At 59.6% G+C, this 22,220-nt stretch carries 21 protein-coding genes and 3 pseudogenes; 6 read left to right on the top strand and 18 right to left on the bottom strand.

The features are described from left to right. Positions 1–25 precede the first annotated feature (25 nt). A complete protein-coding gene (locus tag NK8_RS35240; protein WP_213233303.1) occupies positions 26–1,594 on the top strand; it encodes an IS66 family transposase in 1,569 nt (522 codons plus the stop codon). A gap of 395 nt (positions 1,595–1,989) precedes the next feature. Here the strand turns inward: NK8_RS35240 and NK8_RS35235 are convergent, their stop codons facing one another. The 8 genes from NK8_RS35235 to NK8_RS35200 all read right to left on the bottom strand — a co-directional run bounded on the left by NK8_RS35235 (position 1,990) and on the right by NK8_RS35200 (position 9,201). After that, on the bottom strand, positions 1,990–3,087 hold the full coding sequence (locus NK8_RS35235) for a hypothetical protein (RefSeq protein ID WP_367657817.1): 1,098 nt from the start codon (positions 3,085–3,087) through the stop codon (positions 1,990–1,992). A 362-nt stretch (positions 3,088–3,449) separates the two neighbouring features. Continuing rightward, complete coding sequence (locus NK8_RS35230; protein ID WP_225936544.1) at positions 3,450–3,857, bottom strand: hypothetical protein; 408 nt, start codon at positions 3,855–3,857, stop codon at positions 3,450–3,452. 742 nt (positions 3,858–4,599) lie between these two features. Then, a complete protein-coding gene (locus NK8_RS35225) occupies positions 4,600–4,857 on the bottom strand; it encodes a hypothetical protein (protein WP_213233302.1) in 258 nt (85 codons plus the stop codon). 720 nt (positions 4,858–5,577) lie between these two features. After that, positions 5,578–5,757, bottom strand: a complete 180-nt coding sequence (locus tag NK8_RS35220) for a hypothetical protein (protein WP_213233301.1) — start codon at positions 5,755–5,757, stop codon at positions 5,578–5,580. Positions 5,758–5,759: 2 nt separating this feature from the next. Then, positions 5,760–6,278 carry a low temperature requirement protein A gene (locus tag NK8_RS35215; RefSeq protein WP_225936542.1) on the bottom strand — a complete coding sequence of 173 codons (519 nt, stop codon included), beginning with the start codon at positions 6,276–6,278 and terminating at the stop codon, positions 5,760–5,762. 294 nt (positions 6,279–6,572) lie between these two features. Continuing rightward, a complete protein-coding gene (locus NK8_RS35210) occupies positions 6,573–7,742 on the bottom strand; it encodes an IS91 family transposase (protein WP_213233300.1) in 1,170 nt (389 codons plus the stop codon). Positions 7,743–7,763: 21 nt separating this feature from the next. Next, positions 7,764–8,639 carry a site-specific integrase gene (locus tag NK8_RS35205; RefSeq protein ID WP_061121634.1) on the bottom strand — a complete coding sequence of 292 codons (876 nt, stop codon included), beginning with the start codon at positions 8,637–8,639 and terminating at the stop codon, positions 7,764–7,766. 301 nt (positions 8,640–8,940) lie between these two features. Continuing rightward, positions 8,941–9,201 carry a response regulator gene (locus tag NK8_RS35200; RefSeq protein ID WP_301549914.1) on the bottom strand — a complete coding sequence of 87 codons (261 nt, stop codon included), beginning with the start codon at positions 9,199–9,201 and terminating at the stop codon, positions 8,941–8,943. Between the two features lie 295 nt (positions 9,202–9,496). Between NK8_RS35200 and NK8_RS35195 the strand changes: the two genes are divergently transcribed. The 3 genes and pseudogenes from NK8_RS35195 (at position 9,497) to NK8_RS35190 (ending at position 12,242) form a co-directional block, all read left to right on the top strand. Beyond that, positions 9,497–10,627, top strand: a complete 1,131-nt coding sequence (locus tag NK8_RS35195) for a sensor histidine kinase (RefSeq protein ID WP_213233299.1) — start codon at positions 9,497–9,499, stop codon at positions 10,625–10,627. A 664-nt stretch (positions 10,628–11,291) separates the two neighbouring features. After that, positions 11,292–11,444, top strand: a pseudogene (locus NK8_RS43125) (IS30 family transposase); the annotation flags it as partial. A 276-nt stretch (positions 11,445–11,720) separates the two neighbouring features. Beyond that, the gene (locus NK8_RS35190) at positions 11,721–12,242 is read left to right on the top strand and encodes a response regulator (protein ID WP_213233298.1); all 522 of its coding nucleotides are present in this window, start codon (positions 11,721–11,723) and stop codon (positions 12,240–12,242) included. Between the two features lie 110 nt (positions 12,243–12,352). Here the strand turns inward: NK8_RS35190 and NK8_RS35185 are convergent, their stop codons facing one another. The 6 genes and pseudogenes from NK8_RS35185 to NK8_RS35160 form a co-directional block, all read right to left on the bottom strand. Beyond that, the gene (locus tag NK8_RS35185) at positions 12,353–12,640 is read right to left on the bottom strand and encodes a sensor histidine kinase KdpD (protein ID WP_213233297.1); all 288 of its coding nucleotides are present in this window, start codon (positions 12,638–12,640) and stop codon (positions 12,353–12,355) included. Between the two features lie 295 nt (positions 12,641–12,935). Then, positions 12,936–13,094: pseudogene (locus NK8_RS43850) on the bottom strand (hypothetical protein); the annotation flags it as partial. After that, positions 13,093–13,260, bottom strand: a complete 168-nt coding sequence (locus NK8_RS43845) for a DUF1214 domain-containing protein (RefSeq protein WP_367657840.1) — start codon at positions 13,258–13,260, stop codon at positions 13,093–13,095. The pseudogene NK8_RS43850 and the gene NK8_RS43845, both read right to left, overlap by 2 nt. A 185-nt stretch (positions 13,261–13,445) precedes the next feature. Beyond that, a complete protein-coding gene (locus NK8_RS35170) occupies positions 13,446–14,135 on the bottom strand; it encodes a sensor histidine kinase KdpD (protein WP_225936541.1) in 690 nt (229 codons plus the stop codon). A gap of 351 nt (positions 14,136–14,486) precedes the next feature. Continuing rightward, a complete protein-coding gene (locus NK8_RS35165; RefSeq protein ID WP_213233295.1) occupies positions 14,487–15,710 on the bottom strand; it encodes a HAMP domain-containing sensor histidine kinase in 1,224 nt (407 codons plus the stop codon). A gap of 238 nt (positions 15,711–15,948) precedes the next feature. Continuing rightward, positions 15,949–17,148, bottom strand: a pseudogene (locus tag NK8_RS35160) (IS701 family transposase); the annotation flags it as partial. A 158-nt stretch (positions 17,149–17,306) separates the two neighbouring features. Here NK8_RS35160 and istA point away from each other — a divergent pair. Beyond that, entirely contained in the window at positions 17,307–18,530 is a 1,224-nt protein-coding gene (gene istA, locus NK8_RS35155; protein WP_213233294.1) for an IS21 family transposase, read from the top strand. Next, positions 18,527–19,393, top strand: coding sequence for an IS21-like element helper ATPase IstB (gene istB / locus NK8_RS35150; protein WP_213233293.1), 867 nt, complete (start codon positions 18,527–18,529; stop codon positions 19,391–19,393). Before istA ends, istB begins: the two co-directional genes overlap by 4 nt. 655 nt (positions 19,394–20,048) lie before the next feature. Here the strand turns inward: istB and NK8_RS35145 are convergent. From NK8_RS35145 to NK8_RS35135, 4 genes are all read right to left on the bottom strand, one after another. Then, positions 20,049–20,408: an H-NS histone family protein gene (locus NK8_RS35145; RefSeq protein WP_225936631.1), complete on the bottom strand. Its 360-nt coding sequence runs from the start codon at positions 20,406–20,408 to the stop codon at positions 20,049–20,051. A 95-nt stretch (positions 20,409–20,503) separates the two neighbouring features. Continuing rightward, a complete protein-coding gene (locus tag NK8_RS35140) occupies positions 20,504–21,079 on the bottom strand; it encodes a hypothetical protein (protein ID WP_213233291.1) in 576 nt (191 codons plus the stop codon). A gap of 237 nt (positions 21,080–21,316) precedes the next feature. Further along, complete coding sequence (locus NK8_RS43115) at positions 21,317–21,541, bottom strand: hypothetical protein (protein WP_225936540.1); 225 nt, start codon at positions 21,539–21,541, stop codon at positions 21,317–21,319. Between the two features lie 186 nt (positions 21,542–21,727). Continuing rightward, positions 21,728–21,931: a cold-shock protein gene (locus NK8_RS35135; protein WP_187609215.1), complete on the bottom strand. Its 204-nt coding sequence runs from the start codon at positions 21,929–21,931 to the stop codon at positions 21,728–21,730. Between the last annotated feature and the right edge of the window lie 289 nt (positions 21,932–22,220).

Raw genomic sequence — 22,220 nt, 5'->3', positions numbered from 1 at the left:
GCGGAACACTCGTAAACTGCCGTGCATGTCGAACGGCGCCGATCTTCCTGACGATATCGAAGTCCTGAAGGCCTTGTTGGTCGAGGCTCGTAGTCTGCTCGCTGAACGCGATATCGAGATCGATCAGCTCAAGGCACAGATCGACAAACTTCGGCGCATGCAGTTCGGCCGCAAATCCGAACAGTTGCAGCGGCAGATAGAGACCCTCGAGACCCAACTCGAAGATCTGGCCGCCGGACGCGGCGTTGCAGACGTGCAGCGCGCGCAGACTCAAGGCGCCAACGCATCCGCCTCCATCGCAACAACCGGCGACGCGGCTTCGAGACATGCACTACCGACGCACCTCTTGCGCGAAGATCATGTGCTCGAGCCGGAATCCAGTTGCCCGGAGTGCGGTCAAACAATGCAACTGCTCGGTGAGGACATATCCGAACAACTCGCCCGGGTTGCGGCCGCCTTCAAAGTCATTCGCACGATCCGGCGCAAACTCGTTTGCCCTTGCTGCCACGCCATTAAACAGCCGCCGATGCCGGGACTGCCAATCGAGCGGAGCATCGCCCATCCGAGTTTGCTCGCGGATATCCTCGTCGCGAAATACGCAGACCACCAGCCGTTGTATCGACAATCGGCAATCGCCGCTCGCGACGGCGTCACGCTTGACCGTGCCAGCATGGGGCGCTGGGTCGGCCAATGCGAAGCGTTGTGCACGCCGCTGATCGAGGCGCTGCGCCGATATACGGTGTCGGCCGCCAAACTGCATGCTGACGACACGCCGATTCCCGTGCTCGCACCGGGCAACAGGAAGACCCGAACCGGCCGTCTCTGGGTCTATGTGCGCGACGATCGTCGCTCGGGCTCCACGCAACCGGCTGCGGTATGGTTCGCATACTCACCGAATAGGCAAGGCATCCACCCTCAAACTCATCTCGCTGGCTTCACGGGGACGCTACAAGCGGACGCATACGCGGGCTTCGATGAACTGTTCCTGGATGGCTCAGTACTGGAAGCAGCCTGCCATGCTCACGCAAGGAGAAAGTTCTACGATATCCACGTACGAACGCCGTCCGACACAACGCAGAAGGCCCTCGAATTCGTTGGCGCGTTGTACGACATTGAAGCTTCCATTCGCGGCATGCCTGCGGACGAACGGCTGCGAATACGGCAGGAGAAAGCCAAGCCACTGCTTCGCATCTACGAAGCGTGGCTCAAGACCAAGCTCGAAGCGTTGTCGTCGAAGTCTGACACAGCCAAGGCGATCAGCTACTCGCTTAATCAGTGGCGCGCGCTGACGCTCTATTGCGAAGACGGTACGCTCGAGATCGACAACAACATCGCGGAGAACGCGCTGCGCTGTGTGAGTTTGGGCCGCAAGAACTTCCTATTCGCGGGCTCCGACAGCGGTGGTGAACGTGCTGCTGCAATGTACTCGTTGATTGGCACGTGCGCCCTCAACGACATCGATCCGCGCGCGTACCTAAACTATGTGTTGCCGAGAATCGCCGACCATAGAATCTCGGTCATCGACGAGCTCTTGCCATGGCGTGTGGCTGAACAGCTGCACGCAGCGGCCAGTTCACCACATCAAGATATCTAGCCGCTCCACCTGAGGCAATCATGCCCCAGGCGCGCACGCCTCTACACACGGCCTAGGCGAGCCGCTTACTAAGCTGAGCCGTGTCGCGCCACAGAGGAAGTCCGCTACCAAGAAGATCGTGTTCCGGCGTCTCGGGCTTGAGGAATTAGCGAACCTCAACAACAGTGACAGCCAAGAATTTTTAGGCGGCGGTCGTCGAATCGTTGCCTTGGCAAGACGCATCACGCGCAGCGCGAACTGTGACTCTAGAAACGCCGCGTCTAGGACGGCCCTCGACTCGTCAAAGCAGAACTGCTTGTTGCAACAATTCGAGCGCTTTCAATTCGTCCAACCGTCCTGTGCGCGCCTTGCCGGCGAGCGTCTTCAAAAGCGCCTCTGCTATCGGTGCTATCCCGTCAAGACCGTCCAGGCGGGTTTTGCAACGTGGAGATGGCGTGCGCGGCGGTTCGCGGGGGTGCAGCACGGGCGAGCGGTGACTCCGCCGGTCGAGCAACGGCGTCCGCAACTTTGCTTTCGTCTGCGTCAACACGCTCGTCGGCGGGAGCGGCGACTGCCTCGTTGAGTTCCTCACGACCAATCACGCCGCCTTGCCCGCCCTGTGCATCGGTCGGCGATGCCGCAGCTTGCGCGTCGCTCAAAGTGCTAGACAGGACCACGTCGCTCTGGCTTGCGGGAGCGGCTGCGTCGAGCGTGTCGTTGTTCGGCGCGGCGGGGGATGCCGGCAGCGCGAGAGTGTGCCCACGGGCGCGTGAAGCAGGTGCGAGAAGCAGCACCACTGACTCAGGGATGTCGGTATCCGAACGAGGCGTGTCTAGCCAGCCTTCGGGAAGACCCAGCCGTTCGGTGAAGCGCTGTGCTTCAACGTCATCCATGCGCTTTTTGCCGTGCAGTCGATGAGCCATATTCGAGCCGGTCAGTCCCATGACTGCGCCGAGCTTGACCTTGGAGCCGTTGCGTCCGGTGAGCACGTGAAGATTGGCCCGCCTGATCCCCTCGACCGTGGCCGCGCCTTCCGAGTGGGCTCGTTCTCGCTGAGCCGCTTGACGCGGCCCGTTCTGGTTGGAAGCACCTCCAACGATAGATGGTCGGCCGCCTGCGTGCTTAGGGGTCTCAGCTGACCTGGCCTTAGTCGCGGCAGGTGCGCCCTTCGAACTCTTCGATCGCATTTTTGCTTCCTCGGACAAACTGCTCGCAGGCAGTGACGGCTTTTGATTATTCGGGAGGAGGGAGGTCTCTTCAACGTCGCCTTGATCGCTAGCCTCGTCTACGCGCACGAATTCGAGCGGCGACTTCAGGCGAGCGATCACTTCCGGTGCAAGTGCAGGATGATGTTGGTCGAAAAAGCCGGAAGGCAGCCGGAGCGCAGTTTCCATGTGGAAGGCGGTCTCGGGCGTGAAACGTTCGCCCCGCAGGAGTTCTGCTATCCGCGTCAAGCTGGAATCTAGGCCTAACGCAATATTCTCCGCGCCGACGGCATCGACGAGAAACTTCAACGAACGAGTTTTAATGATGGATGCTTGGGCGGGTGCGCTATCACTCGCTTTGAGGGGCGGTTGGATCCGTCCAGGGCGACTAGAGCTAGCCGGATGTTGAGGTTGGCGCCGATTGTTGGACTTGCCTCGATATCCCGCATTTGGCCCGCGGGGTTGACTCATGGTGGAACTCCGATGCAATGCGTGAGTTTCAACGCTAAGGTTATATCGGCGATTGCTGTTACCGAACGATTGTCGCTGAAAGCGTCGGTCGCTGCTTCAATTCAATGTGCTTGGGTCGCGCCGACAGTCAGCGTTCGGCAAGCGGCTGTGAACTCGTGCGAACTACCGGGTGCAATCGCCGCTGGACGAATATATTCCCTTCATTGACCGCGGGCGGCGGACATCAGCGGCGAGCCGCGCCCGCTCGCAGCAAAGCGCTCGAGCTTCTCCCGCGCTTCGAGATGGACGTATCGGGGCGCACCCGCTAGTTGACGATCTGCCTCTTGCAAGACCGCCACGAACAAGGGCAGCTCGGCCGCATCGACTGTCCATATTCTCTCCGTTTCCGCCCGCTGCAGGCAGCGCTCCAGAGCCGCTTCGGCGCGCCGATAGATGATGACGTCCGTCTCCCCGTAGCCCGCATCTTGCACGAAATAGGTGACGTAGACCAATTCGACCAACCCGTTGACCAGATACGCAGATCCAGCGCCGGCGCGACAGGCTGCGAAAGTCAAATGGTTGGACAACGCAACGGTCCGCGCCGCTGATAGCGGCAGAGGCAGCAACATCTCTTTACTGAGGGGTTTGCGGGAAGGCGAACGAGAAACTTGCGAGCGAGGGTTGCGATAAGACATGCTGCAATAAGAGAACGAAACGAGTTCGCGTTCAGTGGGTACCCCGAAATGATAGCAGGGCGCAGGAGCCGACACTGTGGCGCGCGCCTCGCTGCGCGGGCATCAGTCGGCCACTCACTTGGCGGGTTGAGCGGCGGCGAGCGATGTGGCCGCACCGCGGCCGCCAGAAGTTGTCAGATTTACGGCCAGTAATGCGATCAAAGAAGCGATCAACGGCGCGTTTACGCGCCAGCGAGCACGGATGGGCGGGGACTCGCCGCGACTTAAAAGAGCTGGCTGTCCAACGGTAGCAGATTGATCAGTTTCACCGCAGTGCGGCGCTCGGCTCCATCCGCATGGACGGACCGGATCATGACGCGTTGGCCGCGGGCCTCGCCCAGCACCTCGACAATTCGTTCTCGATAACGAGCCAGCGTGCCGCGAGGCGGTTTGCACGTAGTGGGGCGGTTCGTCGTCGAGCGGTACATAGGCATATCGCAGCAGAGGCGCTGTCGCATTATGCAATGTAGCGGGTTTCACTGCGACGCATTTTGTCCACTTCCGCATGCGAGATGCGTACTGCTTGCTGCTCGTGTCGCCGAGACCATGACCGGGGCGCTTCTCACGTTTACGGCCAGATCACATCTGTTCGACTTCGTCAGATCCGCTAGGTGCAACGACTTCCTGCTTCTTGCTGTCACTCAGCGTCCGCATACGTTCCCAAGTCTGCACACTTAGCGTCTGCTACGAGTTCCTTGAGTGCTTCAATGCCAGCGTCAGTGAACGCGGTGATCGAGATCACCTCGTCGGGCGGCACGTCAAGGTCATCTATGACGCCCAAGCAGCCGTCCTCCGGCTCGAGGTTCATATTGGCCAGTTCTTCAAGCCATTCCTCTGGTTCATTAAGCATCTTGGCTACGCACGAGATAGTGTAGACGTGAGGTGGGGCCGACATTGCACGCTCCAGGTTTTGTGAAAGCCGAGATTCAGGCGGCGATGGCGACTGTAATCAACGTGCGCATCGCTCTCGAATGCGACGCCATCCGTTGCGAGCCTGGATCGCATCCGCACTTCGGAATGGCCATGGAAGGTTCCCAGGTATCCGGGTCGAAGCGGGACCGCAGGCGCTCAGAACCCCAATCCCAACTGCCGGTTGAGCACAAACCAGGGACGCTCGCGTTCAAGACCGATCGTGTCAGCGTCGTGGCGGACCGATTGTCGGTCGCTAACATGATATGCGCAGCTGGTGATCCGGTACTGAGCAGAAGGTATCAGAACGCGATCGGCGCGTCAGCCGCGATGTTGATGCAGGTCGCTTGTCGGCCTTAGCTGACGTTTGTCTAACGCGGGCACAGCGGCCGCTGCAGGACGATGAGCGGCCGAACGATAGGAGGACTGGTTGATCGCCGCCGTCGCTTGCAATAGGCGGTCATCAACTCAAAACCCAATTCGGAGTCAACCGCTTCCAATGCGGAAGTCTAGTCGATAAATGACCATCGCTTCCTGAATGCCAACAAGGTAAAGCGATAGACACTGGTGAAATTCGACGATGCGCCGTTCCACAGATCGTGACTCCGGTTCCTGCAGCCTTTTCGCGCTCGGCCTGGTGCGACAGGGCGCCCCGACTCTCCGCCAGCGGGTCGAGTCGAACGGAGGGAAGCCGGCTATATGATTATCAGAGCCCCGGTGCGCACAGTTCGTCCCAATCGCCGACTTCCGCACTACGCATCCCCATCAGGATGCCGTGCGGCCCCGGTGTCGGAAGCGGCAGATCGTTCATCAGCACCATCTCTTCGCAACAGGCCCTGATGGCACAGCCGCGCATCGGTGCTGGAGAACTTGCGGTGTCGCTCATGGCTAGTCTCCTGTGATAGCGCTGTCGCGCAGACGGTCGTGACGCTGGGGCGGGACGTTCAGGTATCTGAGACTGAGGAAAGCATAACAAATCACCGCAGCGGTAAGACCAAGCAGGATGTAACTGGTTCTGGGCAATAGCAGGGCAAACCCGATCAACACGAATACGATCAGGGTGTTGACGACCAGTTGGCGCCGCAACTCGGGACGCTCCATGAAATAGCCGTACTGCTTGCCAATGAAAAAGCAGACCGCGCCGATGACCGACAGTACTCGGAAATCGGATACCACTATGTCGTCCAGGATCGCGTGCCGGATCATGCTGGCCAGGATCGACAGGCCGATGAAAACGAAAAAATGCGAGTACAGGACCGAATGGCCGGTCGCGAGCTTCTGTTTGGACAGCAGGTGAAAACTGTCAAAGTAGACCCACCAGATGCTCGATATCGTCACGAAGCCGGTGGCGTTAAGGTTTATTCGATGCCTGCCATCGGCCGCAGAAATGTGCGTGCCGCCGCGCATGTCGGCAGGCGTCGAATAAGCCCGATGGAGGAAACCGCGGAGTGCCCCACTGCGGTTGGAGGGTTCGCGGCTATGGCGATTGATAGACCGGAATGGTCAGTGGTGCCGGATGCGGCACGCTCAGGCGGGGTGCCGGAGGGACGCTGACGCCGTAGCGAAGTGGTTTAGTCGTGCATTCGCGATGATGAGGCGGCCGGGCAAAGCGCTTCGCGTAGCGACACGCGCAGGCTTCCATCCTTGGGCCGCGTTGCCGCGGAGCCAACGTTCGACAGGCAGGTCGAGGAACCGTGGGGTTCATGTCGGATCCCGGCGCATTGGCGGTGCGCGGATCGGGGCGCTGCGCGCGAGGATTTCGATGACGACCATCGGTGCGCCGCAGTGCCGACAGATGAAGACGGGGCGGGTTTCGATGATGGCGTCGTCCGGCGACGGGCTGATCTCGGGTTCGACGTGCAGCAGTTCGCGCACCTTTGCGAGATTGGCGCGGCGCACCGGGTTGGCGAGCAGCCCGAAGTGGCGGATCCGATGGAAACCACCGGGCAGCACATGGAGCAGGAAGCGGCGCATGAATTCGCCGGTTTCGAGGGTCATGGTCTTGTAGCGGGTGCGTCCCTTCGCACGGTAGTCCTTCCAGCGGAACGTCACGCCACGCTCATCGACGGCGACCAGGCGCTGGTTGGAGATGGCGACGCGGTGCGTGTAGCGTGAGAGGTACTCGAGCACCGCCTTCGGTCCGGCGAACGGGCGCTTGGCGTAGACCACCCATTCGCAAGTACGTAGGGGCGCAAGCCATCGGGCGAAGGTGGCGGGGTCGGCGAGCCCGGTGTACTCGCCGAAGAACTGCAGGTCGCCACGGTGGTGAACCGACTGGAGTGCCTCGAGGAAGCGGCGTCGGAACAGGCGTGAGAGGACGCGCACGGGCAGGAAGTAGCCGGGCCGGCAGGCGATCCAGCGTTCACCGTCAGGCGACAGCCCGCCACCGGGGACGATGCCGTGCACATGCGGGTGATGCGTGAGCGCCGATCCCCAAGTGTGCAGTACGAGCGTGGCGCCGATCTGGGCGCCGAGATGCCTGGGATCCTCGGCGATCGTGCGCAGCGTGTCGGCGGCGATGTCGAACAGCAGCCCGTAGATGACCCGCTTGTTGTACCAGGCGATCGCGCTGATTTGCGCGGGCAGCGTGAAGACGACGTGGAAGTACTCGACGGGTAGCAGATCGGCCTGACGCGCCTCTAGCCAGCGGTGTGCGGCGCTGGCCTGGCACTTCGGGCAATGCCGGTCTCGGCACGAGTTGAAGGACACCTCGGTCCTTGTGCAGCCTGAACAGCGCAGCACATGTCCGCCCAGTGCCGCCGTGCGGCACCGTTCGATGGCCGACATGACCTTCAGCTGCCCCAGGCTCAAGTGTGTCGTGGCTCGCCACGCTGGCCCGTGGCTGCGGAAGATGTCCGCAACCTCCAGCATGAGGCGTTACAGCCCGCGGGTCTACTCTGAGGGCAGACGGTCCAGCGGACTGGTGACCTCGTGCAGCAGGTCGGTGGCCACCTGGACGTAGAGCGCGGTGTTCTCGAGCTTTGCATGGCCGAGCAGCACCTGGATCACGCGGATATCCACCTTCTGTTCGAGGAGATGTGTCGCAAAGCTATGGCGTAGCGTGTGCATGGACACACGTTTGTCGATGTTCGCAGTCTCGGCGGCGGCATGAATGGCACGGTTCAACTGTCGCGTGCTTAACTGATCGAGCGGATCGAGTCCGGGAAACAGCCACCCACCATCGAGCATCTTGCCCTGCGCACGGGCCACGCGCCACCACACACGCAGACGTTCGAGCAGCACCGGCGAGAGCATCGCGTAGCGGTCACGGCGGCCCTTGCCCTGCTCGATACGCAGTGTCATGCGCTCGCTGTCGACGTCGGTGACCTTCAGCGCCACCACTTCGCTGGCGCGTAGCCCCGCGCCGTACGCGACCGACAGCGCGGTTTGGTGCTTCAGGTTACCGGCGGCCTCGATGAGCCGCCGCACTTCGTCGGGGCTGAGCACGACGGGCAATATGCGGGGCACGCGCACCGGTTGCATCCTGACCATCAGCTCGGGCCGGTCGAGCGTGACTTTGAAGAAGAACTTCAGGCCGGTGATCGCGTGGTTCAGCGACACGGCCGATGTGCCGTGGTCGACCAGATAGAGCTGGTAGCGGCGCAGGTCCTCGACGGTGGCCGTGTCAGGCGAGCGCCCGAGAAAACGGGCGAACTCACGCACGATGTGCAGGTAGATGTCCTGCGTCTTGGGGGCAAGCTGGCGCATGCGCATATCGTCGATCATGCGCTGGCGCAGTGGGCTGGCGTTTGTCGGTAAGGAGGTCATGATTCGGCTCCTGTTGAAGAACGAGGCGGATTGCCTCATTCGCCAACATAAAGCCGGGTGACCGGCCTCTCCCTGACCACCAGCGTCGGACCGTAGCCCCTACCGCGCGAGCGGTTTAGTCCGGCGGCCAGTCTCCGTCGCTGGACGAGTATCGCCTACAACGTGCGAGCGTCCGTTCCCTCCAGTTCGCCGTCACTCTTACGACGGCTTTGGACGATCGCGCGAGCGCGCGTGGAGTGATCGCGCGAGCGCGCCAGAAAGAATCGTGTGCCGCCCGCAATAAAGAGCGCGGGGTTCCGCGCTAGCTGTCTATTTGTCTGAGCAAATACAGCAACCAATCGGGTCCCGCGTCTTTCTGACGGTACCCGTCAAAGCCGGCCGCAATCCCGTTCGCGTGGATCGAAAATTCGTCTTTCGCGGTAAAACCTACAATAACGATATGCTGGGTCCGTCTGTTCTGTCGTAGTTGCCGTGCGACCGCGAATCCGTCCATGTCGGGCATGTTGATGTCCAGTACCGCGATGTCCGGCGTCCAGCCATTGATGGCGGCGATAACCGCCATCCCGCTCAGGACGAATTGAGCTTCATATCCTGATAGGGAAAGTAAAGCAGTGATTGCTTAAGCGCCGGACCGGTGGTCGTCGACGACGAGCAGACGGTACTGACGGTCTGCCGGCCGCTGGGATAGCTGTAGGGTCCAGCGTGCATTTTGGAATGGTCTCATGTGTGATACGTCTGTTAGCGCGCTGATGCTCCTAAGAGGATGGACGCATCCGCTGTTCCCGGAACCCGGACGGCACCACAGCGGCCTAATACTTGCCTATCACATCTAACACAATAAGCGACCCGGGGGGACCATGAGCCTGTCGGACTTTATCGAATCAAACCTTCCTGAACTGGTCGACGAGTGGGCGGAGTATGCCAGCACGATCAGCCTGAAGGACAGCCATCTCACCGAGACCCAGTTGCGGAACTCGGCTCGCGACATCCTGACCCGGATCGCCGCGGATATGCGCGAACCGCAGACCGCTGAGCAGCAGCAGGCCAAATCGCGCGGGAACGAACACGATCCGGCATCCGGTTTCGACAGGGTCGCTCATGAGCACGCAGACGACCGTCTTGCACAGGGCTACGGGATCAACGAGGTGGTGGCGGAATATCGTGCCCTGCGCGCCAGTGTGCTGCGGCAATGGCAGCAGACGTCGCCGGACGCCGCAGCGGTTTCTGAGGAGATGGTCCGGTTCAATGAGGCAATCGACCATATGCTCGCGGAATCGGTCCGGCACTACGCGCAACGCACGGAGCGCATCCGGGATCTGTTTGCCGGCGTGCTGGCGCACGATCTGCGTTCCCCCCTTGGCGCAATCTTGAATTCGGCGGCGGTCGTTCTGCATGACAACGGCCTTTCACCATCCAGCGTAAGGGCGGTCGCGATCGCGCAACGCGGCGCCGTGCGCATGAAGCTCATGATTGATGATCTTCTCGTCTTCACGCGTACCCGCCTGGGCGACACGCTTCCAGTCGATTTCACGCCGCAGGATATCGGGCGCATTTGCAACGATGCGGCGGATGAGGTACGCGCCTCGTATCCGGACGCGTGCATCGACGTACGCCTTACCGGCGAGCTTGCCGGGAAGTGGGACGGCGCCCGTATCGGCCAGTTGCTGGTTAACCTGCTGGTGAATGCAGTCCAGCACGGCTCAGGGAATATAAGCGTCGATGCTCTTGGTCACGGTGAGCAATTGACGCTTGTCGTGTCGAACGAAGGCGTCCCGATACCGGCGACCGCCCTGCCCACGCTCTTTGATCCATTGACGCGGGCAAGCCGCTCGTCCAGGCAAAGAGGACCGTCGTCGAGCATGGGCCTAGGCCTCTACATCTGCCGGTGCATCGCACGTGCGCATAGCGGCACCATTGAGGCTGAATCGGTGGAAGGTGGGACGAGCTTCACCGTGCAGATTCCTCGTTTTCCGTCGGCGGGACGTTGACCTGGGCGGTCTTCTATCGCGGTTCTCACCGGGAGTTTGTTGCGCCTCATCGTACCGGTCGGCAGACCGGTCGCCAACTGGGCGGTAGTTGATGGCCGCTGTACTCTTAACCGGACTCGCGCGCGCACGCAGTCGAACGACGGCTGTGGGTCGGCAAGACTCATTCGCTGAAAATAGGCCCACTACTCGCGGAGGCGAAGCATGCAACGGCGGGAAACGTGAACGGGACCTGCCTCGCAAGGAGGGACACCGAACGTCAGCATCGTGGCACGGTAGGGGCACCAGGTAGCCCGTCTCGATCTGTTCGCTAGCCTGCGGCTGAAGCGGAATAGCTCATCCGCCGCCCTTGCTTCGCGCTTGATCTTCGAAGGGTTCAGTGCGCCGGCCCAGACTGCCGATTTGCAAGTAGGCCCTCCGCGATCGTTGATATCCGAGTAGAGCGGCGCTCAGTAGAGCCCGCGCTTTTGTCGATTACGCTAATTGCAGCGCCCTCTTACGCTGAGGTTTCTACGGGCGATACATTCGGTTCGACCACGTGCGTGGGTGCTTCGACTACCGACGATTTTTTCGCGGCGATCTGCTTCGTCGACGCTCGTTTCACGGTGGCCTTTTTAGCCGCGGTCTTCGGCGTGCTGGTCGAACGGACTAGCCGCCTGGTGCTACCACTGACCTATCGGTCTACAATCAGGACGAACTCGACGCTATCGCCGAACTCTTGAACGGTCGGCCTCGCGCGACTCACGCGTTCCATTCTCCATTCGAGGACTTCGCCGCCACGCTCGCCTCAGCCAGTCAGCCTCACGGTTCTAAACACTAGACTCCGTGTTGCGCTTCAGTTTGAAACCGCCGCTCTTCTTGTGCCTGATAATCTCGGCGGGTCTAAGAAAAGTGGTGGGCGCTCGCCCTCGACAGCCTGATTTGCATGAACTAACCGGGGTACAGGACTGCCAGGGCTGCCGTTTTCGAAGGCAGAGTCGCAAAAGAGGGGGAGGCGGAAAAGATTTGCCTTTCGGCGAGTTTTCCTAGATCGACCTATATTGTCGATGGAACGGGCGATTACGGGCGATTTTGCCTGGACCTGGTAGGCGAGTGGTTGTCGGGAAGCCGCAAATTCTACGCGATGAGCGGTGGCATAAGCGTTGCTGGGATTAACAGAAAAATAGGCCTGCGTATGGCAATCATTTTACTGCTTGACGATAATGCCGTCAGTCTCGCAAGCTTGAGTTTTGCGCTGGAGGAGGCCGGCCACCGCGTCTACACGGGATGTCATGGCGTCCATGGTTTGTCAATGCTCTCCCGACTTTTCCCAGAGGTCGTTGTGACAGACTGGCAGATGCCTGTGATGGACGGGCTGGAATTTTGTGACCAAATAAGGCAGCGCGTTGTGTTCCGTAATACGCCGATCATCTTGGTGTCTGGCGCCCTTGAGCCAGTGGACTCGGTTGCTCAGGTGCAAGGCTGGAATGTGTTTTTTAGAAAACCTATCCCTTTGCAGGACTTGATTAGAACTGTCGAAGTGCTCACCCGTCGCGCGAAGTACGCGCAGCATACAGACGCGGGCGGCGGGCCTGTCAATTCGCGATGGGCCGCAGTCCGCGCCGTTTGCTGGCCGTGATTTCTACGGCGTCGACGAAGTGTTCGCGCCTGTCATCTTGAGCTTGCCAACGGCGCTGTGCATGTTTCACGCTTACTCGTAACTCCGCCCCAAAACCAACCCAAGAACGCTCAAGTTCTGCGATGTTCCAAAGTAAGCGCTTCCAGCGGGGCGATAGGCAGGGTTACGGTGAAAGAAGCGCCACGATCAGGGCCATCACTGTGTGCTTCGACGCTTCCATGGCGCATCAAAACCAACGTTCGTGCGATATCGAGGTCTAGCCCCAAACCGGTCCTGTTGCTTGCCGTGCTCCCTAGCTGCACAAACGGTTCGAAGACGATGTCTAATTTATCAGCGGGAATATCGGCACCGGTATCAGCAATGTTGATCCGCACCAATTTCCCACTCAATGAAATCATTCAATTTAACGGTGCTGAACAACAGGCGGGCTTGTCGCGGATGCCGTGGGCCGCCCCCTTTGTAGGCTTTGTGATCGAGTAACAGTCACCTAATGGCTCTGACCGTGGGACCTTCGAACGTCGGTACTTCCGCAACGATCGGCCATCGAACAGCTCAGATCACGGTAACGCCGATCGGCCCACAACCTCGTGGAGACTGATCGGCAAAAGCAAGATGGACTAATTCGCTTCGACGACCGGTGGGGCATCCATTTTCCTTCGTTAGCCTTAGGCTTTGGCCAGTAGGTACGAATCGTCATCTCGAAGTCCTTTTGCGGCGCGGGCAGCCAGTTCGCTTCCTGTCCTTGCCGGCCGAGTCGTGCTGGACGTAGATGGTCAGCGAGCCGTTGCCGTTCTGCGCCATGTTCTCCAGGTTCTTCGTGCCGACCGAATAGCGCTTGAGGTCGTTGGGCTCAAAAAAATCCTCGGCCGTACATCGTCAGGGACCAGAATCCGGTTGCCGGTGGCGTCCCTCCCTTCGGGAATGTCACCGTATAGCGATTTGCACCGTTCGGTCGCTGTTCGGCGCTGTCCACTTCGACGAAGAAATAGCGCGATTCAGATGGCTGGTTTCCATACATGTTCGACTTGACCGTGGCGGCACGCATCACATAGTCTTAACCGAACGCGGCGGCGTTGGGCGGCGAGTTCCAGTTGCCCGGAAGACTGAGGCCGTTGGTACGGAAATCAAACAGGGGGGGCGATGATGGCCTTCTCGGTATCAATGGCCGTCTGCTTGATTGCTCTCGATATACGGGTCTTTAGGCTATTTCTTCATCAACGCGTGTCGAGGAAGATTGATTGTGAATACGCATCCGATGCCCGGAATATCGCGCACGCTGAGAACGCCATCATTCAATTCGACGCTGCGACGTGCTATCGACAGGCCGAGTCCAAGCCCGGATTTATCGGCGCCGAACTGGGTGACCGGCAGAAACATCTGCTCTGCCTTGCCCGGCGGGAGACCACCGCCATGATCCTTCACTTCGATGAGAATCTTGTCTGCAACGGCATACACGTTCAGTGTCACATCGGTATTTGGCCGCGTGAACTTGAATGCGTTTTGTATGAGATTGCCAAGCGCCGAGTACAGGAGATCGCGGTTGCCGCTGACAGCAAGGTGCGGATCGACCGGGGTTACGACAAAGCCGCATCCGCGTAATTGCGCAGCGAGATTTGCAGCGTGCTTGGTTTCACTGATGAACTCCGAGAGCGAGAAGAGTGTCCATTTCGCGCTGTCCGGAGCAGGCCTGCGGGCGTCTTCGATCGAATGTTCGATAAGCTTCCCTAGGCCTTTCAGGCTCCGGTCCAGTACGGCGCCCGTCGCGCCAAACAACGGCAGATTTCCGGCTTTCGCAGCCTCGAATGCAAGGGTCGCCGTATGCAGGAAGTTGCGAAGCTCATGGGCGAACGAGCCCATGCGTTCGCCTTCTTCCAGTGCCTGCTGGCTCGCCATCCTGGAATCTCGCTGATAACTGAATTCCGTCACAGCGTCGGCGATCGCGTTGTCCAGGCAGCGGTTCGGCGTGCGGAATTCGTCGATCGAAAACGGCGCATCACGTTCATGTGCCAGGTCAGTAATGGCCTGGCACAGGTCTCCCTGCGCTCAAAGCCAGCAAACACACCCGCTCTCCCATAGAAACGACCGTCGAACTCTAGCGGCAACGACGTGCGACTTTGAAAATAACCGACTGGTTAGGCCTGCTTCGCAGTCGGCTTTTTCGCGTCCTCATGCGTTGCCGCGTCGCGCAGCCTCAAAGATGGATGGGGGCTTCGCCACGCGCGCCGATGTACGAGTCGACTACCTTCAGTGCATGGGCCGCAGCTCGACGGGAAAATGTACTGCGAAAGTTGTGCCGCGACCAAGCCGCGACTCGAAACGAATTTCTCCCTGAAGGACGCGGCAAAGCTCGCTTACGATAGCGAGCCCAAGTCCGGCGCCAGGTATGTCGTCGCCCGCGGCGCGTTCAAACTCATCGAACACGCGCTCCGCGTCGGACGGGGCAATGCCGACCCCAGTGTCAGAGACACGGATGGACCACGCACTCTCATTCACCTTGGCGAAGGCCAGTTCGATTTCGCCAGACGTCGTGTATTTTGTCGCGTTCGATAATAGGTTGAGCGCAACCTGTTTGACCTTAAGCCGGTTCGAAGTCATCGAACTCAGCGCTGAATCGAACTCTGGATGAAAGCGCAAACCTTTCGCTTCGATGGCCGGCCAGCTCGATGCTACCAGTTCATCGAACAGTTCCCGCAACTCGAATTTCTCAACGGAAAGGGGGTTGCCATCGCCAAGAACAACTGAGTACTCGACCATCTGGTCAACGAGTTCCTTCATATCAGCCGCTTGCCGATTCGCGAGCGTCAGCGCCGTCTCCGCTTTCGAAGGCGCGCGGCCTATTAACTGGAGCGCTATCGAAAACGCGTTCAGGAAGTTTCGAAGGTCGTGTACTACGCTTCGGGTAATTTGCATCCGCGATTCGTGAAGGTCGCTGACGAGTCGCTGCTTCAGTTCCAGTTCATGATTTGCGCGCTCCAACCTGCCCGTGAACTCGTCAATTTTCCGGTCGCGCTCATGGACGACTTGGCGTATCGAGGTCAAGGTGACGAAGCTGAGTGCCTCGGCAATGAGACGCCGCGCGTGCCGCTCTTCACGACGCGTGAACGCGCCGTCTGCATCCGTGTCGGCAAATTCGTCAAGAGCGTCCGACAACGTTAGATGGAAAAGGTCAAGTTCTCTGACCAGTTCCTCGATTCTGTAACCTTGCTGCCAGCGTACTATGCCATGTGTCTTGGCGTCGCGCTCCATTGCGGGCTCGACTTTCTCAAGGTCTTGAGCATCGAGGGCGACGCACAGCCCTTCGAGGATTTGAGGTAGGTGGTCAGCAAGTTGGTCGTACGTTAATTTGTCGGGTTCGACCAAGTCGTCGTCGCCGAAGACCGCCTTCATCCAACATTCAGTTAGACGAACTCGCTCGTGTCGCAGAAAATTGGCGAATTGCCGCAAGGGGCGGGCGTGTGCATCGGACATAATCGGCAAGTTGGGACCGCTTTTTCGAAGGACTGCGCGAGTCTGTTACCGTACCAGAAAATAATGCGGTGCGACACGCCGGCCATCCTTCCGTCATAAGTTCAGGTGCTGCCCCGGAGCTCTAGAGCGCGCTCTAATTTTCGGAAGAATTGCGGCGGACGTCCAAGCAGGTGTCTAATCTTACTGTGTCATTAAATATGTCGAGGCAGAACTGCAGAATGGGCATCGCTGGAGCCGCTTAGCGACGTGCGCAGCGATGCACCAGCGCAGCGTGGCGATCGAGTCAGCCACGTGGCGCTGCGCGCGCTGGGGAGCCGCGTGGCACGTAGTCCGAGGGTAAGCCAGACGTGTCGCGGATCGCAGCGTTTTTTTTACTACCTCCCTGAATGAGGCGCTGAGCAACGAGGAAGCCGTAAGCGGCAATGCATAGCGATGCATGGTGATGAAACCCGCGCCAGCCGCGCCCTTCAAAGTGCCTGAGGCCAAATTCCTGCTTCAGGTCCTGGTAATCACGCTCGATGCGCCAACGCATTTTTGCAACCTGAACGAGGCGGTCCACAGGCGTGCCTGCGGCCAACGTCGAGAGCCGGTATTTGATTGGCTCGGGCTCGCCATCGGGCCATTCAACCAGCAGCCATTCCTCGTCGCGCGGCGTGGGCCGCCAGTAATCGCGGTGTGAGGCGCGCACCCGCACCGCTGCGAATCGCGAACTGAGCGTAGCGCGCGTGCCTTCACGCCACGAAACCGTACGATAGCGGGAAGCGTCAAGCCCGACGGCCAACTCCTTGACCGATGCCGGTTCATGCCGCGGTACACGGCGCTGCAGACTTCTCGGTCGGCCAGGCTTGCCGCTGGATGGCTCGGCAGGCAGCGGCGCAGTGCCTGGCGCCCATACACGGGTGCTCGATTGGATACCCACCGCATATTGCAAGCCGATTTCGCTGAGGGCATCGCGAAACGCAGTGTCGTTTCCGTATCCTGTATCGGCCAGTACGACACCGTCCGGTGCACCGCTTTGCCGGGCCTCGCGCAACTGCGCGAGTGCGATCTGCGGCTTGGTCGCAAACCCGATCTCATCGGGCACGCCAGCCTGCGCCCGCCGTGGCGGATCGTCGGCCCATTCCTGTGGCAGATAAAGCTGATAAGCCACCGGCAGGCTTGCCTCTTCGGTGGCCACCGACAGGCTCACGGCCACCTGGCAGTTATCCTGTTTGCCCAGTTGCCCACAATATTGCCGCGCCACCCCAACCGAATGCTTCCCCTTCTTCGGGAAGCCCGTGTCGTCAATGATCCAGTAAAGGCCCTTTGTCGGATCCATGTGCGGCAGCACCCAGCGACGCACTTGTTCGAGTAACGCGGCGTCAGACCATTCCGACTTCGACACGAAGTGATGAAGTGATTGGTGCCGCGCACTCACGCGCTGAGGTTCCAGATGTGCTGTGTCAGCGTCGGATAGATACTCCTCATTTTCGTCGAAGTAAATTTCCCCAGTTTTTGTTTGGCGCCGCCGCGTAAGCGGTGGCGCCCCGTCGATCACCGACCATATAGGCCTTCGCATTCGTCGGGGAGCTACCGGTGGTCGAGCTGGGAGAGGTTATGACGATTCTGGAATTGCATCGGCAGGGGCTGAGCATCTCGGCTATCGCCGTTCGACTAAATATGGATCGCAAGACCGTTCGCAAATACATTAAGAATGGTGTGCAGGCGCCTCGTTATGGTCCGCGTGCGCCGCGTCCTTGTGTCGTCGATTCGTTTGTCCATTACGTGACCGAGCGTGTGCGTGAGTATCCCGAGCTGAGCATTGAACGACTTCTTCGGGAGGTTCAGGCGATGGGCTACGTCGGCGGTCGCACAGCATTGGGTGATTTGGTCCGAGAAGTTCGTCCGCCCAAGCAGCGTGGCTTCGAGGTGCGCTTCGAGACGCCGGCTGGAGCTCAAGCTCAAGTGGACTTTGCTCACTTCAATGTCGAATTTGATGACGTCCCTGGACAGCGGCGCTCGATCTGGTTGTTCTCGCTCGTGCTTGGACACAGCCGTTATTTGTGGGGCCGCTTCGTTGAGCACCAAGACCTTCAAACGGTTTTGCGCTGTCACATGGAGGCGTTTGAGCACATCGGCGGTGTTCCTCAAGAGGTGCTTTACGACCGCATGAAGGCGGCTGTGCTGGGCGAAGTCGAGAAGCACATCGTCTACAACGCAAAGCTCGTCGCATTCGCGCAGCACTATGGCTTTGCTCCGCGCGCATGCAAGGCATATCGCGCAAAGACTAAGGGGAAGGTCGAACGCCCATTTCGATACATCCGTCAGGACTTCTTCCTCGCTCGACGATTTCAGAATCTTGCCGACATGAATCGCCAGTTGCGTGAGTGGCTTGACTCAGTAGCCAATGTTCGTGTGCATGGCACGACGCACCGAGTTGTCGCGGAGCATTTTCTTGAGGAGCGCCCGACGTTGCAAGCGCTTCCCGCCGGTTTGTTCAATGGCGTGATCCGACTCGAGCGGCGTGTGAGTCACGAAGGACTCGTCTCAGTCGGCGGAAACTACTATAGCGTGCCCGACCGAACGCGCAAACGCACCCTCGAAGTTCACAGTCTGGCTCACGAAATCCGGATTTACGAGCAGGGCGAACTGCTGGCAGTGCACCCCGTGCTGGAAGGCCGACGACGAACGTCACTGCTGCCTGGCCACAGGCGCTCCGGTAAGCGCAAGCCGCAAACTGGACGCGCGCTGCCGCCTTCAAATGCAGGCGTCGCACGCCGGCCCCTATCGTTCTATGATCAGGTCGCAAAGCGCCTAGCTGACGTTGGGAGGCATGCATGAACAGCGTTCCAAGCTCGACTGTCGAGCGGATACAGCGTTACCTCGTTGGCTTGCGCATGCCACGCGCTTTCGAAGCTCTAGATGCCACTCTGAAGCGCTTTGAGCAGGGCGACAGCTCAATGCTGGAAGTGCTCGAGACGCTGCTGGGCGAGGAATTCACTACGCGCGAGACACGGCGTATTCGGATGGCACTACAGACAGCAAGATTGGGCACAATCAAGACGCTCGCCGGATATGAATTCAGTTTCCAGCCGAGCCTCGATCGTGATCGGATCATGACGCTGGCGCAACTGGATTTCATCGAGCGGCGACAGGCGGTTCATTTCCTCGGGCCGCCTGGAACCGGTAAATCACACCTTTCCATCGCGTTGGGTGTCGAAGCGGTCCGCGCCGGCAAGAGCGTGTACTTCGGCTCGCTCGCCGAAATCGTCAGCTCGATGGCGAAGGCCGAGCGCGAAGGCAATCTGCCGCAACGCGTGCGCTTCCTCGCGCGCAACAGCCTGCTTATTGTCGACGAGATCGGATATCTCCCCATCGGCTCAAACGGCGGCAACCTGTTCTTCCAACTGATCAACGCCTGCTATGAGCGGTGCGCGATTATCTTGACTTCCAATCGCAGCTTCGGTGAGTGGGGCGAGGTATTCGGCGACAGTGTCGTTGCAGCAGCCCTGCTCGACAGGTTGCTGCATCACGCGATCGTGGTGCAGATTGAGGGCTCTTCTTACCGTCTGCGCGAGCACGCCGATTTACTCCCTGACCATCTACGCAACCGTCCATCATCTCTACACCCGGCATCTGCCGAAACGCCGCGCCGGCGCCCAGGACGCCCCCGGAGGAGCTCACCCGATCCCGAAAACGGCTGATCACCACGCAGATACAGGGTGGGGAATCTTACTCCGACAGTTTTGGGGAAACTAAGTCCGACGTTGACAGTGCTGCCAGCGGCTCCACGCTCTTGCGCCGGATCGGCAGCATCAAGCCTTGGCAATAGCCAATCAACCCGGAGTGTCACACAGAGTTTCTCTGCGACTGTGAGCGCGGCCTTCCATGCAGTGTCAAACATCGAACTGCTTCTGTTGCTGGAGAAGGCGCTCCAGCGTCACAAGCCCGTGGCGGGGTGACGATACCAAGGTCAAGGCCAGTGATTGACACGGCGCCTGCGCCACCAGCGGCTAATGCCAATGACAGCGAGGATTACCGCGGCGAGTGCGGTGAGAATGGGCACAACAAGCTCCATATACGGCAGGAGACAAACCGGCATACGCGCTCAAGTCCGTCTGCCAAAGCCGCTGACAAACCAATCGAAACACCCAGCGCGAACACAGCGGCTGCTTTCGGAAACCATAAATAGGAAAGCGCCAGAACTTTTCAAGAGATCGCTTGCGGATTTTTTACACGACAAGCCACCGATCGCTCGCGCGGCGGGCCACTCGGTGCCTAGGCGCGCAATCCACGGCTGGCTGTGCCGGTCAGCGCAGTGACTAAGATGGGGCGTCTTGGGATCCGGATTCCTGAAGGCTACGGCCTGGCATGGCGAGCTCCCGCGAGCGGGCTTCCGGCGAAAGGGTCGTTTGCCCAGTTCGCCTCAGCTTGACGCGCTGTCCGGACGTGCGTCCCGATCGGAAGTTCGAAGTGCCTGATGGATTGTCCCGCGCTAGTGGCCTGTTTAAGCCATTGCGGCATCTCGCCGTCGCCGCTCCAGGTATCACCGCCCGCGCTACCGTAGCGACCCATATCGGGTCCGGCAGGCTTGATCCCCAGGAAGGAAGCGAGGTCATCAGGGCTAATACCGAAGTCATCCATGCGGTGGCGGAGATACACAATCATGCTGTCACGCTTTCTTTCGTCCATAAGAAATTCCTGTAAGGGTTTTGCCAGGGTTGCGATGTAAATCGTGAACCCGCAGTTGCTCGCTTGCTCTGTGCGCGCCCCCCGGCCACCTTAATATTTTCATTGCCGCCCCGCATAACGCCTTACAGACGCTGGACAGCACTCACGTAGGATTTCGCCGCTTCGCTCAGTTGCCCGGCGGCGGCCTGTACGCGGGTCGGCAGTTCGCTTAGCGCGAGCAGGGCGTCCACGCCGTCCAGCCGCCTGCGAAGCTCGATCACGAGATCCATGACGCTGGCCTCACCCACCCGCCGGCGATTGCTCTGTCTGGAGCTGACCGTGGAGCAGTCGACCAGGCGATCAATCTTGCGAAAATAAGCTTGAGCCGCCATGCGATGCCTCGCATATAGCGACGCAACATTTGGCCTGGAAAGACAGTCCTTAACGACATCGGCGTTCATGCCGAAATGAACCTGCAGCGCGTCGGTGGCATCCGCCCGGTGGAAACATGCCACCTGATCAAACAGCGTCTCGCCGTCCCGGTCAATCAGATCGATCCAGACCTCGCCATCTTCAAGTGTCTGGCCGGCGCGATGAATCACCCGCTCATCGTCATTCGCGCAAGCGAGCATCCGGTGTCCATCGACGTCATCCACTGGCATCTCGAACACCTCCACCAGATCCCCGCTCACTGCAACCTGCATAACCAGCAACGCCATCGCTGCTCCTTGAAATGTGAATGACGGATACCGCTGCGCCCATCAGACGGTCGAGCCCGGTGACCCGTTTGAGTGGCATTTCAGGGCGACGTGACGGGGCCCACCTCTTCGCGCTCTTCAGTACCACGTTCCTGGAAGAGCTGAATGATGCGGGCGCTTGGTGGAACACACGACTGAGAGGCATTCAAACCGATGCGCGCCACGTATCGCCGCGCCTGCGCTACCAGGCCGGCCCACTCAACCGCGACTGTCAACCCAGCCGCGCGCCCATGCTGCTGCGTGCCCGACAGCCTGCGTTTCGCTATCAAAATAGTCGAGCGCGTCAAAGTGGTAGTAGACCGGCCAAGCACCCGGCCCCCTTGTGAGCAGCAGATTTGCAGCAAACCAGCCGTCAGGTAACCGGTGAGAGGATGGGGAGATTGAATAACCGTTGTAGTGGTGAAGATTTTGATTACTGTGCATAAGCGATTACCGACCGCACGACATCTTGTAGTACAGGCGAAATAAATTGAAATGAGGCTAGACGGATCGCGTCGAAAGACAAATGATGCGCAGGTCGAAGTCCGCGCTCAGATCGGGAGCGCATGGCTCCGCGAGGATGCTAGTCACTAACAGGCAAAAGGCCGGTAGACCGGCCCTTTAAATACGTTACTGCGGCGAGATATTCGCGGCCTGCAGACCCTTCGGGCCGCGCCTGGTCTCGTAGCTCACCTTCTGGTTTTCGGCAAGCGTCTTGAAGCCGTCGCCCCGAACTTCCGAGAAGTGAGCGAAGAGATCGTCGCCGCCAGCGTCAGGGGTAATGAAGCCAAAGCCTTTGCTATCGTTGAACCATTTGACAGTACCGGTATCCATGAGAATTCCCTGAAATAAAAAATAACTGCTCCGGTGCGGAGCGACAAAAACTTCAAGGAAGAAGAGAGGACAGCGAATACCGCGCAGATGAGGCGGAAAATGGTGATCAGCAATCGAGCTTCTTGAATATTTCGAGATCCACAGTATAGTGTGCGAGCGGCGCTGTCAATGCTTTTCGTAAATGCGCTTCTGTTCAATCAGAGACTCCGGCGGCGCAGGGCCCAGACAGGCTTGGGCGAAAGTCGCTAATTCGAATAGCAATGGTTCGCCGAAGCCCGGACGAAACCAC

Source organism: Caballeronia sp. NK8 (assembly GCF_018408855.1).
Taxonomy (GTDB): Bacteria; Pseudomonadota; Gammaproteobacteria; order Burkholderiales; family Burkholderiaceae; genus Caballeronia.
The sequence above is the reverse complement of the archived record's forward strand: the minus strand, read 5'-3'. Positions and strand labels throughout refer to the sequence as shown.